The sequence below is a fragment of the Chitinophaga sp. genome, from assembly GCF_036569185.1.
Classification (GTDB): domain Bacteria; phylum Bacteroidota; class Bacteroidia; order Chitinophagales; family Chitinophagaceae; genus Chitinophaga.
The window spans coordinates 20,294-35,704 of the sequence record NZ_DATCRD010000238.1 but is presented as its reverse complement, the minus strand read 5'-3'; the positions used below and the strand labels follow the sequence as shown (position 1 = coordinate 35,704).

13 protein-coding genes are annotated in these 15,411 nt (G+C 50.8%); 5 read left to right on the top strand and 8 right to left on the bottom strand.

What is annotated here, in order from left to right; all coding sequences use genetic code 11:
• Positions 1 to 382 (bottom strand): DUF2461 domain-containing protein (locus VIM72_RS18095; RefSeq protein WP_332004232.1); only part of this gene is annotated, 382 nt, incomplete at its 3' end.
• Between the two features lie 178 nt (positions 383 to 560).
• Between VIM72_RS18095 and xth the strand changes: the two genes are divergently transcribed.
• The 4 genes from xth to VIM72_RS18075 all read left to right on the top strand — a co-directional run bounded on the left by xth (position 561) and on the right by VIM72_RS18075 (position 3,995).
• The gene (xth, locus tag VIM72_RS18090; RefSeq protein ID WP_332004231.1) at positions 561 to 1,337 is read left to right on the top strand and encodes an exodeoxyribonuclease III; all 777 of its coding nucleotides are present in this window, start codon (positions 561 to 563) and stop codon (positions 1,335 to 1,337) included.
• 109 nt (positions 1,338 to 1,446) lie between these two features.
• On the top strand, positions 1,447 to 1,695 hold the full coding sequence (locus VIM72_RS18085; protein ID WP_142687850.1) for a DUF4342 domain-containing protein: 249 nt from the start codon (positions 1,447 to 1,449) through the stop codon (positions 1,693 to 1,695).
• Between the two features lie 91 nt (positions 1,696 to 1,786).
• On the top strand, positions 1,787 to 3,085 hold the full coding sequence (locus VIM72_RS18080; RefSeq protein WP_332004230.1) for an esterase-like activity of phytase family protein: 1,299 nt from the start codon (positions 1,787 to 1,789) through the stop codon (positions 3,083 to 3,085).
• 160 nt (positions 3,086 to 3,245) lie between these two features.
• Positions 3,246 to 3,995: an AAA family ATPase gene (locus VIM72_RS18075; RefSeq protein WP_332004229.1), complete on the top strand. Its 750-nt coding sequence runs from the start codon at positions 3,246 to 3,248 to the stop codon at positions 3,993 to 3,995.
• Here the strand turns inward: VIM72_RS18075 and VIM72_RS18070 are convergent.
• Positions 3,992 to 6,226, bottom strand: coding sequence for a DUF2961 domain-containing protein (locus VIM72_RS18070; protein ID WP_332004228.1), 2,235 nt, complete (start codon positions 6,224 to 6,226; stop codon positions 3,992 to 3,994). The genes VIM72_RS18075 and VIM72_RS18070 overlap by 4 nt on opposite strands.
• Before the next feature lie 35 nt (positions 6,227 to 6,261).
• Between VIM72_RS18070 and VIM72_RS18065 the strand changes: the two genes are divergently transcribed.
• Entirely contained in the window at positions 6,262 to 7,140 is an 879-nt protein-coding gene (locus VIM72_RS18065; protein ID WP_332004227.1) for an AraC family transcriptional regulator, read from the top strand.
• Here VIM72_RS18065 and hisD read toward each other — a convergent pair.
• From hisD to VIM72_RS18035, 6 genes are read right to left on the bottom strand one after another with little or no spacing between them, the layout of a single operon-like run.
• A complete protein-coding gene (gene hisD, locus VIM72_RS18060) occupies positions 7,137 to 8,414 on the bottom strand; it encodes a histidinol dehydrogenase (RefSeq protein ID WP_332004226.1) in 1,278 nt (425 codons plus the stop codon). The genes VIM72_RS18065 and hisD overlap by 4 nt on opposite strands.
• Before the next feature lie 4 nt (positions 8,415 to 8,418).
• Positions 8,419 to 9,468, bottom strand: coding sequence for a glycoside hydrolase family 43 protein (locus VIM72_RS18055; protein ID WP_332004225.1), 1,050 nt, complete (start codon positions 9,466 to 9,468; stop codon positions 8,419 to 8,421).
• 26 nt (positions 9,469 to 9,494) lie between these two features.
• Complete coding sequence (locus VIM72_RS18050; RefSeq protein WP_332004224.1) at positions 9,495 to 10,649, bottom strand: glycoside hydrolase family 172 protein; 1,155 nt, start codon at positions 10,647 to 10,649, stop codon at positions 9,495 to 9,497.
• Positions 10,650 to 10,659: 10 nt separating this feature from the next.
• Positions 10,660 to 12,063, bottom strand: coding sequence for a sialate O-acetylesterase (locus VIM72_RS18045; RefSeq protein WP_332004223.1), 1,404 nt, complete (start codon positions 12,061 to 12,063; stop codon positions 10,660 to 10,662).
• A gap of 4 nt (positions 12,064 to 12,067) precedes the next feature.
• On the bottom strand, positions 12,068 to 14,203 hold the full coding sequence (locus tag VIM72_RS18040) for a hypothetical protein (RefSeq protein WP_332004222.1): 2,136 nt from the start codon (positions 14,201 to 14,203) through the stop codon (positions 12,068 to 12,070).
• Positions 14,200 to 15,411, bottom strand: coding sequence for a hypothetical protein (locus VIM72_RS18035; RefSeq protein WP_332004221.1), 1,212 nt, complete (start codon positions 15,409 to 15,411; stop codon positions 14,200 to 14,202). Before VIM72_RS18035 ends, VIM72_RS18040 begins: the two co-directional genes overlap by 4 nt.

Below are 15,411 nucleotides of genomic sequence, written 5' to 3'. Positions count from 1 at the left end.
CTTCCGGAACAGGGCCCCAGAAGCCTCCCGCCACAAAGCTGTTGCCTTGTTCTATATGAAAATAATACCCGCCCCTGCGGAATCTGGTGGCGCGTTTGAAACTGCCGCTCCAATGCGTTTTGTACGGAGTTTTATCATTGGAAAAACGGGTATCCCTGTAAATACGGAAAAGGCTTTTTTTGCCGGAAGGCGTTTCTATCACATCGTGGGCAGAAAGTTCCGCCAGCAGCGCTTCTGCGAATTCTTCCACCAGCGCCAGCTCCTGCTGGTAGGTTGGTTTGTGGGTATTAAACCAATCCCTGTTGTTATTCTCTTTTAATTTGCTTAAAAAATTAAAGCCGGATTGATGTATACGAGGTTGCGATGTATGTTTCTTTGCCATGGTATGCCGTAATTTATAAAAGCCTGCTATTAAAAACGCAAGCTTTACAAAAGTAGGTTTTTCCGGTTGCCGGGCAAACGAAAAGGAACCGCCTGATACTTGTAAAGGAGAAAATACCGATCTTGCCGTTGAGATAATTGTGCAGTTAATTACAAACCCAAATGAATCAACAGCACCCATGAAAATAGCTACCTACAATGTGAATGGCGTTAACGGACGCCTCCCGGTATTACTCCGCTGGCTGCAGGAAACGGCGCCTGATGTAGCGTGTTTACAGGAACTGAAAGCGCCACCCGAAAAATTTCCCGAACAGGCCATCCGCGATGCCGGCTATCAACCCATCTGGCACGGACAAAAAAGCTGGAACGGTGTAGCCATCCTCTCCCGCATAGGCGAGCCCAGGGAAATAAGACGGGTGCTTCCCGGAGATCCGGAAGATATACATAGCCGTTATATAGAAGCTGAAATCAACAATATCACCATCGGCTGTCTTTATTTGCCAAACGGCAATCCCGCCCCGGGCCCCAAGTTCGATTATAAGCTCAGCTGGTTCAAACGCCTCACCGCACACGCCAAAGAACTGCTGGCCTCCAAAACGCCGGTAGTGCTTACAGGCGATTATAACGTAATGCCCACCGAACTGGATGTATACAAACCTGAGCGCTGGGTAGACGATGCGCTCTTTCGTCCGGAAACCCGTGAAGCTTTCCGCAATTTAAGGGACCAGGGCTGGACAGACGCTATCAGGAAACTGTATCCCGGTGAAAAGATCTATACTTTCTGGGACTATTTCCGCAATGCATACGGTCGCGATGCCGGCCTGCGCATCGATCACTTTTTACTGAGCCCTCAGCTGGAAAGCCGGCTGGTGGCCGGCGGTGTGGACCGTAATGTACGTGGCTGGGAGAAAAGCAGCGATCATGCGCCGGTATGGATAGAGCTCTCGGATGTATAACAACGGCGATGGCTACGCGCCCCGGTGATTCCTGAAAGTCTTAAACAGCAGTGTGAATTACTATCTCACAATTTCTTAGTATCTTAAAAAGATAAAATACCCACTTACCATGACCACAAAAGAAACCTTTAGCCTCCATGGCGAAAACCTGTTAAAGAAGATCAAGGAACTGATCGCTGAAGGCAACGTACGGAAGATCACTATCACGGATAAAGAAGGCAAAGAACTGATGACCTTCCCGCTTACCATAGGCGTAGTAGGCGCTTTACTGGCGCCTGTTTTTGCCGCTGTTGGCGCATTGGCGGCATTGATAGGCGAATGCAGCATCACGGTGGAAAGGGAACCCAAAAAAGAATAACAGCCCCCGCAATTTCACGATTTGATAATATTTCGGTAACACAGTCTTTATACGGAAAGGGCACATTTGCGCCTTAAACGTATCAACCACTATGACTGTAGTACGCTACTTCGCTCCATTAGGATTTGTGTTCCTTTTTGCCTGCAAAAAAAACGACACCCCTACTGACAACAACATTTCATACCCTGCTAAAGCCGCCCTGGCCGGTGCGGTGGTAATGACCACCAACGCTGCCGGTGTAAAGGTATACAATGGCGGTTATGGATCATCTATTGCCAATGTACCGGGACAACCGGGTTACTTCTACCTGATGACAGACCGCGGTCCTAATGCAGACGGCACCATCAAGGATTCCAAAGTATTTGCCGTACCAGGTTTTAATCCACAGATCGGGAAGTTCAAACTGAACGGCGATTCACTGGTGCTGGTAGAAACCATTCATATTAAATCTGCCGCCAACACGCCGGTAACAGGGCTTCCCAACCCCGCAGGATCAGGCGGCACCGGCGAAACCGCACTGGATAAAGACGGCAAAACGCTGCCCAACGATCCGGATGGTATCGACAGCGAAGGCCTGACCGTAGCTCCCGATGGCTCTTTCTGGATCAGTGATGAATACGGTCCCCACCTGGTGCACCTCGACAGAAGCGGCAAAACACTGGAAAGGATCAATCCCTTCGGCACCGGTACCGGCGGCCGGAAAATACCAAAAGTATTTGCCAACCGCCGCGCCAATCGTGGTATGGAAGGGCTCACCATTACTCCCGACGGCAAAACGCTGGTAGGTATTATGCAGTCGCCCTTATACAATCCCAGCAAAGATGCGGTAAAGAACTCCCTGTATACCCGCATCCTCACCTATGATATCGCCTCCGGTCAAAGCAAACAATACATCTATAAACTGGATAATAAAAATACGGCCAACAGTGAAATCACCGTGATCAGCAACAATACCTTCCTGGTGCTGGAACGCGATGGCGAATTCCCCGGAGATGCCGCCAAGCCTTCCCTGATCAAAAAGATCTATAAAATTGACCTGTCTGCCGCCACCGATATTTCCGACGCTGCCGATGGCGCCGGCGGTAAACTGGTAAATGGTAAAACCGTGGAAGTGCTCACCGATGAAGAGCTGCAGGCGGCCGGTATTAAACCCGTCAGCAAATCACTGGTGGTGGATCTCCTGAAAGATGTAGCCGCTTATCCGCATGATAAACCGGAAGGCATTGTACTGGTGAACAGTACTACACTGGCGGTAAGTAATGATGATGACTTTGGAATTGTTCCTCCCGATCCGGTAAATAACACCTATATCCAGAAAATATTACCGCTTACCGGTAAAACTGATTTTAACACCGTATATTTTATTAAGCTGGCCACACCGCTTTTTTAAACCATCACTTATTCTGATATGCAGCAGGGTTGGTGCTTAGCGCCAACCCTGCTGCGTTATAGCTGTTAAAAGCAAAAGCAATTTGTTCATCCGGCAACTGATAACCAGGATACCGCACATTCCGGAAAATCCTTTACTTTCATGCCAAACAGCTATCGCTATGCTTTCGCAAAAGGGATTAACCGCAGTTACATTCAACAGGGACAAGATCAGTTCTCCAGGGGTATATCCCTTTAATATCCCGGCACTGAAAAACTTCTCTACCTTACCGCTGCATCCGAAAGTAACGTATTTCTCCGGTGAAAACGGGATGGGAAAATCCACCCTGATAGAGGCAATTGCCGTGGCCTGTGGCTTCAACCCCGAAGGCGGATCATTGAATTTCAACTTCAGCACCCGCGCCTCCCATTCGGTGCTGCATCAATACATCCGCGTAGCCAGGGCAGCGGTACGTGCAAAAGATGGATTTTTCCTGAGAAGCGAAAGCTTTTTTAACGTGGGTACCAATATTGAAGAATTGGATAGAGAAGGCCCACAGCCGAAAGTAATTGATAACTATGGCGGTGTTTCCCTGCATGAGCAATCGCATGGGGAATCTTTCTGGGCCCTGCTCACGCATCGTTTTGGCGGTAACGGCCTGTACATCCTGGATGAACCGGAAGCCGCGCTTTCCCCAACGCGGCAGATGGCCATGCTCACCAGGATGCACCAGCTGATAGGGCAGCAATCACAGTTTATTATTGCCACCCACTCTCCTATTATAATGGCTTATCCTGATGCTACCATTTACCAGCTCACAGAAAACGGGATCAAAAAAACCAGTTACACGGAAACAGAAAATTATAAGATCTCCTACCATTTTATCAACAACTATAAAAACATGGTGAAGATCCTGCTGGAAGATGTTTAGTTCTTTACAACCGGTACCACATAACTATAGGCGGTATATCGCAATTCACTCCACGCATTCTTCCCGGGAAACTGATACCCCGGGTACAGTTCCTGCTCCACCGGTTCAAACACCACCCTCACCCGGATACTGCTGCGGCCTTTTGTAAGCGCAGCCGGTACCAGCCATTCATCGTCGCGGAAACGGCGGTTGCTGGTTTGTACGTTGTACATTCTTTTGTCGGTTTCTTTGGGCGGATGGCTGAACATACAGGTATTGGCGCCTGCCAGATACCAGGTGCCTGCAAACTTCCATTTACTACCGGAGCTGTCGGCAATATATACCGCTGCTTTCTGGTTGGGATGACTGTAATCCAGCGTACGCCGCAACAGCGCGCCCTGGTTGGCAGGATCCAGGCGGATGTTAAATTCAGATACGCCCGTGGTATAGCGGCCATCTTCAGCATGAGCAGGGTATACTTCGATTTTTCCGCCGCCTTTAACGTTCAGCGAATCAGGGCCTAGTTCATAACGGCTAAAAATGGTATCCACAGCTGATGCCTGTGGAGAGTGATAGGCATGTTGCTGCTCACTGTTTACATTACCTATATCCAGTTCATCTGTTTTTACCAGTGTGGGGGCTGGTAAACCATACCAGTAGGCAACGCTTTCATAATGTTCAGTGGAGCGGTTCTCGCCTCCATGCTCCAGCTGTATACGGGCATTGCGGCCAAAGGGCATCAGATCGGCCAGGAGGAAACGATAGGCCGAGTGGATCAGGTCTTTTTTGTCTTTTGCCTGATCCTTGCGGGCTACGCCGCAGGGATGCCCTGCAAAAGGGAGGGTCATATTTCTTCCGCCCCAGTAGTCGCCCCCACCGCCCCATTCTTCTGTGCCGGTGCCTTGCGCCTGTGGCGACTGGCTATCATCAAAGAAAAAGCGTGGATCCCCTTCCAATGTGCCAAGATCCCCGTTGTGCGTAAAAATGAAGGAGGTGCCCACAAAATTACCCGACCACTCCGTTTGGCCTTCCATTCCGCGTGTATCCAGCAACGTTAGATCCTTTCCCGGTTCCGGTGTGGGGAAATCCCGGTAAGTGGCGTGAAAATAGCTACTGAAAGCAGGATTTATTTTCTGAGGCTGGTAGCGGATCTCATAATTAACGGATGTTTCGCCGGGTGTGATACCTGCCAGCTCAACCTTTGCCGCTTTAAAGAACGGCATGGGGTAATAGCAGGCCAGCGTTAGCTGCTGCGTTGTGCTGTCGAAACGGATATTGATGGGAAAACCTTTTACAAGGTATTCGCGGTGATCGCGGTTATGCAATGTGCCGGCGCCAAAGAACAGGCAGAGCGGCGCATCTATGGAGGGCTGCGGCGCATCGTCCCAGGTAACCAGCAGGCGGATCCTTTCCAACGCTTCCGCGTCTGCTGCCGGTATGGTGAACTTCAATGCCCTTACTACGGCAGCATCACGTATATCCGTAAGCGTTACCTTTTCCCGGTGGAGCTTTACTGTACCGCTGCGGGTGGGGATATCCGCTGGCGCGATGTCCTGCCCGGCTTTACTGATAAGATCTACCAATTCTTTTTCCGGCGCTTTGCCGATATCCCAGCTGCGGATACGCCGGGAAAGTTTGGCGGGGTTGGCAAACAACTGGTAGATGTAATACCCTGTACCGTAATGGGTGCGGGAATAGGCAATGCGCAGGGACTCGCTGAACGGGATGGGGGTCCAGATCAGGTCGGCCCCTTTGGTATCGGCCCAGGTCCATGCCAGGGGCTTTGGAAAGGGTGCAGCCGGGATAAAAACGCTTGCTTTAATATCCCGGATAGCATTTGCGGGATCTGCGGTCCCGGTTTCCTGTATGGTATGTTCCCGTCCGTCGGTAATAAAATGCCAGGGGCTTCCGTGCCAGTGGTTGGCACGGAAGAAATAAAGTATACCCGTTCCCGTTACATCCAGCGTAACATTATCTGTTTCCCCGTTCATAAAAAGATAGTGGCTGGCATCGGCGGCATCATTGCCGCCGGTACGGTCGTAGGTACTTCTCATATAAGTTCGCATGCCGAACCGTTGCGTGGGCCACTGGTCCCATTTCAGGTAAGCGTCTGCACCGGCGGGTATAACGGGGAGGCGCTGCGCCTGCAGCGGTTGCAACGGCTGGCAAAGGAGCATCCCCAGTAAACAGGTATACCCGGAGTACTTTGCCAGGTATGTTTTCAGCGGTAGTATATGTTTTGCAACTATCATAATTTGTATTAGCTTCAGTCAATAATTCCGTTTGTATGAAACCGATCCTGCGCAAGGTTGATACCGGCCATAATTATTCATTCAGCATCCGGGAAGATATCTACCCTTACCTTTATAATCACTGGCATTACCACCCGGAAATAGAGCTTACGCTGATCCGCAAGGGTAGCGGCATGCGCCTGGTGGGCGACAGTACAGAAAGGTTTGAAGACGGCGACCTGGTGCTGCTGGGCAGCGAGCTTCCACATATGTGGCGAAGCGATGCCATCTACTTCCAGGAACAGCCTGGATTACAGATAGAGGCCATTGCCATTCATTTCAGCGATCAGTTCTGGGGAGCCGGTTTCCTGGACCTGCCGGAGATGAAAGCCGTAAAAGAACTGCTTGCAAAAGCCAGGCATGGGATCCGGATCCATGGCGCCACCCGGGAACAGATCAGCCGGGAAATGGAAGCCATCCTGCAGGCAGGCAAGGTGCAAAGGATCACCTCCCTGCTCAATATCCTGGATACCATTGCCTGTTCCAAAGACTGCACCCTGCTGTCCAGTGTAGGGTTCGTTAACTCCTACAATACCATTAACACGGATAATATTAATAAGATCTATCACTATACGTTTAATAATTTCCAGCAGAAAATAACCCTCAAAGAAGTGGCCGCGGCTGCTAACGTAAGCCCGAACTCCTTTTGCAGGTACTTCAAATCCAGGACGCTGAAAACATATTGGCAGTTCCTGATGGAAGTACGTATTGGCTATGCCTGCAAACTGCTGATAGAAAACAACCTGCCCATGTCGCAGGTAGGCTATACCTGCGGGTTCAACAATCTTTCCAATTTCAACCGGCAGTTTAAACTGCTTACGCAGAAAACACCTTTACAATACCAGAAGGTATATGTGCAGGCAAAAACGGGTTAGCTTTTGCCATAGCGTTTTACCCGCAGCGCCGCCTGCGCCTTATGCCCGGCAAATCCTTCCAGTTCGCAGAGCCGCATGGCATACTCGCCGATCATGGCACTGGCCTCCGGCGTACAACGCTGATAGGTACAGTTCTTCAGGAACTTACCTACCCATAAGCCGCCGGTGTACTTTGCCGCTTTGCGGGTGGGCAGCGTATGATTGGTGCCAATCACCTTATCGCCATAGGCCACATTGGTTTCCGGGCCAAGGAACAAGGCGCCGTAGTTCGTCATTTTCTCCAAAAACACATCCGGGTTACGGGTAAGCACCTCCACATGTTCGCTGGCCAGTTCATCCGCTATACGGATGGCTTCTGCTTCATCTTCCACCAGTATTACAGCGCCATTGTTTTCCCAGGCTACCCGGGCAATATCCGCCGTAGGCAATACCGCCAGCTGTTTTTCTATTTCCAGCAGGGTTTCGCGCGCCAGTTGTTCTGACGTAGTGATCAACACACCGGGAGAACCGGGGCCATGTTCCGCCTGGCCCAGTATATCGCAGGCTACCATTTCCGCATCGGCGGTTTCATCTGCAATCACCAGCATCTCTGTTGGACCGGCAAAGAGATCGATGCCCACCCTGCCATAGAGCTGGCGTTTGGCTTCTGCTACAAAGGCATTGCCAGGGCCTGCAATCATGTCTACCGCCGGGATGGACCCTGTGCCTATTGCCATGGCACAAAGGGCCTGTACACCGCCTAAAATGTAGATCTCGTCTGCCCCTGCAAAGTGCATGGCGCATACAGTGGCTTCCGGTATCTGCCCGTTGATCGGTGGGGTACAGGCAATCACCCGTTTCACGCCGGCCACTTTCGCGGTAAGGATACTCATGTGCGAAGAAGCCACCATAGGATATCTTCCACCAGGTATATAGCAGCCCACACTATTGACCGGGATATTTTTATGCCCCAGGAAAATGCCTGGCAATGTTTCAATTTCAATATCAAGAATGGAAGCCCGTTGCTGCTCTGCGAAGAAACGGATCTGTTGTTGCGCAAAGCGGATATCACGGATCACCTGTTCCGGCGTGCGGTCCACGATTTCCTGTATGGCTTCCGCCGTTAACCGGAAACTCGCCGGCGACCAGTGATCCAGGGAAACAGCGTAATTCCTTACAGCAACATCGCCGTGCGCCTCTATCTCCCTGATCATTTTCTCTACTGTTTCCTTTACACCGGCATCCGTAGCTTTTAATGCCGCTTCACTTTTTCCTTCTTTTAAATAAACTGCCATAGTATTATTCTCCCGAGGGTTTTCTGAGTTTATAATAAGGGTTCAGTGGTTCACCGAAATCCGGCGAACCATCCGCATTCCAGGTAAAGCGCTGCATACGCGGACTGCGGGCGCCGCCACAGCCCTGGCCTGCATGCGGATTGGCGTGGTAAATGATCCAGTCTTCTTTTCCATCCTTTGATTTAAAGAAACCGTTATGACCAGGACCGTATACACTGTTGGCCACACTTTTTGTAAATACCGGTTTATCGGACTTGGTCCAATCTGCAGGGTTCAGCGGATCTCCATCTTCTTTAAGGCGCAGCATACCAAGTGCATAATCATCCGTACCACAGCTGCTGGCAGAGTATACCAGCATAACCTGCCCGTTGGGGCCCTGTAATATTTCCGGCCCTTCATTCACCGGTATACCATTTTTCTCCCAGGCATAGTCCGGCATAGAAATCTGTACCCTGGCGGTTTTGAGCGTCCAGGGGTTTTCCATTTCAGCGATGTAGATGCGTTGGGTGATGTCTTTATTGGAGATCTGCCCGCTCCAGATAAAATAGTTTTTGTTTTTGTAAGTCAGTACGGTGCCGTCAATCGCAAACCAGTCGGCGGACGGATCGAATATTTTCCCTTTGTCTTTCCAAACGCCATCAAGTGGCTCCGCCGCTTCATTTTCCAGCACAAACAAACGCTGGGTAGATAAATCTCCCGAGGCGCCGGCTGTATAGTACAGGTACCATTTGCCATTGATACGATGCAGTTCAGGCGCCCAGATATTCCTTGAGTTGGCTCCTGTAGCAGGCGGCGTCCATACTACTTTGGGAGTAGCCTCTCTCAATGCCGACATGGCGGCGGTTTTGCGGATACTGATATTGCCGCCATTGGTGCATAGAAAATAATAAGCGTTACCGTTCTTATACACCCACGGATCAGCGCCACCATCCAGCAGTGGATTGGAGAATGTAGTATCTGTATTAACGGGAGGCGGCGCCACCGTGGAATCTTTTCCCTTACCTGCACAGGAAATACTAAAAACCAGCAGTATTAACCAGGATATATTTTTCATTTAGTAAGATATATGATGAAGAAATATTAGTTCCATAACTTCGGATCTTTGCCCCTGTTCTTTCGCCACTCATTACGCCAGCGGTGAATGTCGTAAGAGTTGATAAGGGGCATGGGCCTGCGGGCTTTGGCATCCGGTATATCCGGTACCGGTGATGCTTCTTTTGCATACCAGTAAGCCACGCTGGCCAGGTCCAGTGTCATTTCGTTGTTGTGCCCATGTTCTATGGTGAACTTCAGCGACTTACTGAAATAAATGGGGTCCGTGATGTGAAAGCGGTACAGGTGAGTACGGCCTAACGTGCCTATGTCGTTGTTCACCCTTGCATATCCAAAGTAGGGATGCGTGTATAATACTTTTGGTCCCCAGGCGGTATTAAAATAATCTTCTGTACCGGTGCCATTGAGAGAAGGTTTTGTTTCTCCATCTATAAATATCATATCATCTCCTTCTCCATACCAGAGTGGCGAGGGCGACTGCACATAATAGTTCATCCCCACAAAATGCCCCTCTCCTTTGATATCCGCCACCAGGTAGTTATTACGGCCATCTGTATTATTTCCTTCGGGGCCGAAGATCCAGTGCTCATTTTCTATACTATCCTGAGAGCCCATCAGCTGCTTGTTATACCAGGCATGAAAACGGCCGGTATTGGCAGGCAACTTAGGCATCTCCACATAATCCACACAAAAATAAAAGGGTTGTATTTCCGTGCCCGACTGGTTCTCTATTTCTATCCTGGCACCGCTGGAAAAAGGCATGGAAAAATAACTCACCAGGCTGGTACCATCCATAGGCGCAGCGGCCAGCGGCAAAGAGGTAAAAGGATACGATTCATTCCATCCCTGCCCGAAGAAAGGACCTATAGGCGATATCACGGAAGGATATGGCTTACCATCCCAATACATGCGGATGATCACATCGTTGCGACTGAGCTTATCCGGCGCCGGCCACATAGTGATCCAGATGTGATTGATGATGCCGGCGCCTTTGATATCCACCAATGTGCGCCTGCCGCCGTTTTCTATATGCTGCAGGTTATCGTTGGGGCCTCCGGCCTTATCGTAACTGCTGATGCGTTTTGTGGTAACATGTTCTTTGATCTGTGCCAGGTCCGCCAGGTTTTGTGCGGATAAACGGGCGCACGACAGAACGAATAATAAGCAAATAAGCTGTTTCATGTAGTATCATTTATTTTGTGGGCACCTCCCATTGGTCGGTACGAAAAGGCGCCACCGGCAAGCCATTCCTGCTGAACAGGTTACCGATAGCGGTGTTACTGAAAGCATAGCGCACGGCTGCCGGCTGTTTCACTTCTTTGCTCCAAACCACCAGTGAATTATTTTTCACAACAGCCTGTGCAGGATGAAATTGCCGGTCGGCCCCGGCTATAAACATTTCTGCGATGCTGTCCCCTTTTATAGTAATGCCGGGTGAAGCATTTTCAAAGGAGATGATCACTTTATCTTTCTTTATTTTCATCTCCCTGTATAACGGATACAGGTATACGAATCCCCGCCTGTGATAAGTATCCCCCAATGCCCAATTGGCCAGCCGATACCCCACATCGTGCTTATTGGCCGGATGTACATCGTATACGTTGCCGGTGATATCGGTAGTCACCACCATACCGGTATGTGGATGCTGCATACTTTGCTGTTGCGCTTCGCGCAGCAGAGCGCCCACATTTTTTTCGCGGTAATTAAACGGGGCTATCTGCACAAAATAAAAAGGCAGCTGCTGATGCCAGGCGTTGCGCCATGCATCGATCATGGAAGTGAACAACAACCGGTAGGTAGCTGCGGTGCTGGTATTATTCTCTCCCTGGTACCAGGTAACACCTGCAATGCTGTAGTTGGTAAGCGGCGACAGCATGGCATTCCAGGCCAGGCCCGGCAGGTGCGGGCACATCCCGTTAGGCAGTATATGCGTAGCCGCTTCTTTTAACACCGGGTTGTTTTTAACAACGCTGTCAGGCGTCCATACTTCTGCAGAGGTGCCGCCCCAGCTGGCATCAATAAGGCCAACAGGTACATGCAGCTGCTCATTCAGTTTTTTCCCGAAGAAATAAGCTACGGCGCTGAAAGTATTGAGCACGGCGCTATCGCAGGTAACCCATTCCGCCGTAACATCCTCCTGCGGGTATGTTGCTGTGGCCTTTGCTATTTTAAAGCAACGGATGTTGGGGTTATATGCAGAGGGTTGTATGGCTTTGATATCTTTCAGGCCCCAGTTGCCGCACATTTCCATATTGCTTTGCCCGGAACAGATCCATACTTCACCTGCCATGATGTTCTCCAGCTCAATAGTATTTTTCCCTTTTAATGTGATAGTAAAAGGACCGCCGGCGGCTGGTGTGGCAATGGTGGTGATCCAGCGGGCATCGCCGGTGGCGGTTACGGGATATACCTGCTGATCCCAGGAAGTGGTAATGGAGATACGTTCTCCCGGTTCCGCCCAGCCCCATAATTTTACCTGGCTTTGCTGCTGCAGCACCATGTTACTGCTGATCACTTTTGGCAAACGGATGTTTGCATGGAGTGATATTGTGCAGCAGGTAAGCAGCCATAACAGCAAATGATGTCGTTTCTTCATACAATTATTTAAGCATGGTATTGATCAATGATTTAGCGGGACCGCTGATCTTTGATTGCTGCGTTACTTCCCAGTAGCTTTGCTGCTGTTCTACCTGGATCTGCGAAGTAATGATCCAGCTCTGGATCCAGCCGCTCAGCGTGCACCAGGCGCCCCACCCGGCATCCGAATTGGAAGCCCAGTAATCCCAGCGGCCATAGTCGAATGCACGGAACCAGGCGCCGTCGAGGTCTTTGTGCTTACTGCTCTGTACCTGGATACGGGTAAGGTAGGCCGATAATTTATCCGTGGCTTCTTTGTACTTCTTATTACCGGTAGCGCGGGCGGCTTCGTTGAGACTGAACAATGCAAAGTTGCAGGTATACAACTGGCAGGATACTTTTTCACCGTTCTTAAAAATGAGGGAGCCTTCATCTGAACCATAAGCGGAGTTGGTGCTCAGCGGGTTGAACATCCCTTTTCCTTTTACGCCTAATTCTTCCCTGATAGCGCCGCTTTCATCCTGGTACTTCATGATCTCAGTGACCATTTTATCGAGCCACTGCCGGTGCTCGGGCGTGTCTTCCACGCGTACCAGCCATGCCAGCGGCAGGATCATACGGGCGCGCTGCGTTTGCATGCTGCTGCCCCAGCGCCAGTCGTTCGGATAACTTTCCATGGTTACCCGGATGGCATTTTTTGTTTTGGTAAGCAGCGGTTCATAATGCGTTTTATTATACAGCCACAGGTACAGCGCCCACATCCACGACTCAAAGTGCGGGGAAGGATGGATCAGCGACCTGTTGCTGTAAAACTGCCAGCCGTTCTTAATGATGTCCTTCTCTTCCAGCCGTTCCCCCCGGAAGCCTTCTTTGCCTGTAGTCCGGAAGTTGGCCAGTATAGCGGCAGCCATTTCCTGGTCCCATTGGCTGGTGTTCATATAAGCAGAAGCCCCGAGGATGCCGAGAATGGCCCTTGAGTTATCGTCGCCATAAAACGTAGTGGGATTGGGCGTAGCCCAGCCAATGAGGCCATAAGCCGGGCTGTTCGGATCTGCCTTGGGACCGGCCCTCATGTTGGAGGTTTTCAGTGTATAGTTAATGAGGTTTGTGGCATTCTGCCAATAATTTTTATTATTCAATAATCTGCCTGCGGCAGATAATGCCATGCTTACCTCTCCCTGTACATCCGCACGCATCCAGTAGCGGTATTGCTGAGTACCATCGTAGTTGATGGTGGAGGTATGTCCTTCCATGATACCGAGGGAGCCGTTGCCATCGGGCTTATCAGCGCTGATTGGCGGGCCTGTCGGCATTTCACGGGAGTTGTACTCTTCCCATTCCTTTTGCCAGGCCGGGTGCACAAAAAAGCGGCCGTGGAAAAACCAGGCGGTTCCTTTCCGGATGGCGTTGAGCCGGGCGGCGGCGGGTAATATGGCATCGCGGCTGTACATGGGTTTTACATCCATGGGCCAATGTTTCAGGGTGAGCTGCGGGTTACCGGTCATACGGGCAAGGATATACGTCCATACCTGTTTCATGGAAGCCGCGGGGCCATACCGGCCTCTTTCAAAATTGCTCAATGCAGTGGTGGCAATCAACACATTATCCTGCTTAAAGAGCAAGGGATATGTTTTAGTACTGTCCAGTCCATATTCCGCTTTATCGAAGCCCACTACTTTCGCCAGTACTATCAGCGGATCAACAGCGTTAACCGGCAGGATATAACAGTTATGAATACCCAGTAAGCTCATAGGCGGCAATGGCGCACCAAAATCGCCGGTGGTCACTACCCCGCGCTCCAGCCTCGTTTCCAGCGGCTTTGCAGGTATATCCAACCCGGGAAATGCAGCAAGGTATTCCACATATAGCTGCAGGTGTTTTTGTTTCGCGGCGGCCAGTTGATCGTTTGTAATGCGCAGTTTCGTATCCATTTCCGGGTAAGTATCCGATACAATGAATACCGCCGCTCCCTCTGTTGCTGCCGTGATGGCGGCAGCCGGTGTGGTAAACTGTTTTACTTTATATCCCTCCTGTGTTAAAAGGAGATAAAGCCCGTTCTTATTGCTGCCGCAAAACAGCAATGTTTTATCTTTTGCAGATACCTGTATGCAGGTACACAACAGGCAAACCAGGGCGCCCAGCAATAGTTTCTTTTTCATACGTTGTTTTTTAACTGGTTCAGCAGGAGAAGAGCGGCGGCCTGTAACTTAGCAGCCGCGCCGGTTTCCAGGAACGACCATTTGCCCGGTCCTGCTTCATATCCTCCTTCGGCCAATCCTTTGAGATCGGGGATATAGCCAATGGTATTTTCGGCATATGCCGTAATGATAGTATAAGGAAAAGGCGATGCGCCTTCTATTTCCAGGGCGGTGGCTGTAAACGGTTCACCCGGCAGAAAAACGATAGCCAGTTGCCCCAGGGCAACAGCGTTCACTCTTGCATGCGCATCTGCAGGGTTGGTAACAGCTGTGGCGCGTATACCTAAAGTGAGATCATGATGCGCAAAGAACAATCGCCCAACTACTAACGGCGTCGCATATACTGACTCCCGCACTATCCCTGCCAGCGCCTCCCCATGCGCTTTTGCCGCAGCAGGGCCTTCAGACACTGTAGGCGGATTTATATCACCGGCGGCGCCATTGAGGAACATAGCCATACCGTTACCACCGGCGGCTTCCAGCGCGTTGCAAAGCTCCCCGGGAAAATCGGGGGATATGTGCGGGAGGCACATTTCATGTACCGGGTGACAAACAGCATGTACCACCGTAGCGATCACTTCATTACCGGCGCTGAAGCGGATGGTATGCACACGGCGGTCTACCGGCTCACGACGCATCAGTTCCGGTGCAATGGGCTGCATAGCGTCGGACATGACGATGCCCTGGGGCATGGGGATACGGCGCTGTAGCGAATAGCCTTCCAGTATGCTGCTGCCGATGCTTACCGTGCATTCCTTCGCCCCTTTCAGGGCGGCGCCAATTGCATTCCGTACCTGCTGCTGCACTTCGTGTAGCCATGTACGGTATACAGGCGTTAAATAGAGCGGGGACAGGGCCACGGACTCCGGTGCATTATGTGTATGCGTGCACGTTATAATGATATGTTCCGCAGGTATATCGCCTGCCATTCCCTGTTTGAATGCATCCCAGCCACCGGTGGAGGTGTCGCTGAGCGCCAGGAGATCCAGCGATACCAGCGCAACAGTAGCAGCGCCGCCGGAAAGCACCAGCACCCTGGCTTTCAGCGGCAGGCGCACCGAAGTGAAAGGCGCATAACGCCCTTCTACCGAAGAAGTGAGCAGGCCCACTTCCAGCGGTGGAGTAATGTCTGCAACGGCTACGCCTGCACGTAATATAGAACGGTTCAT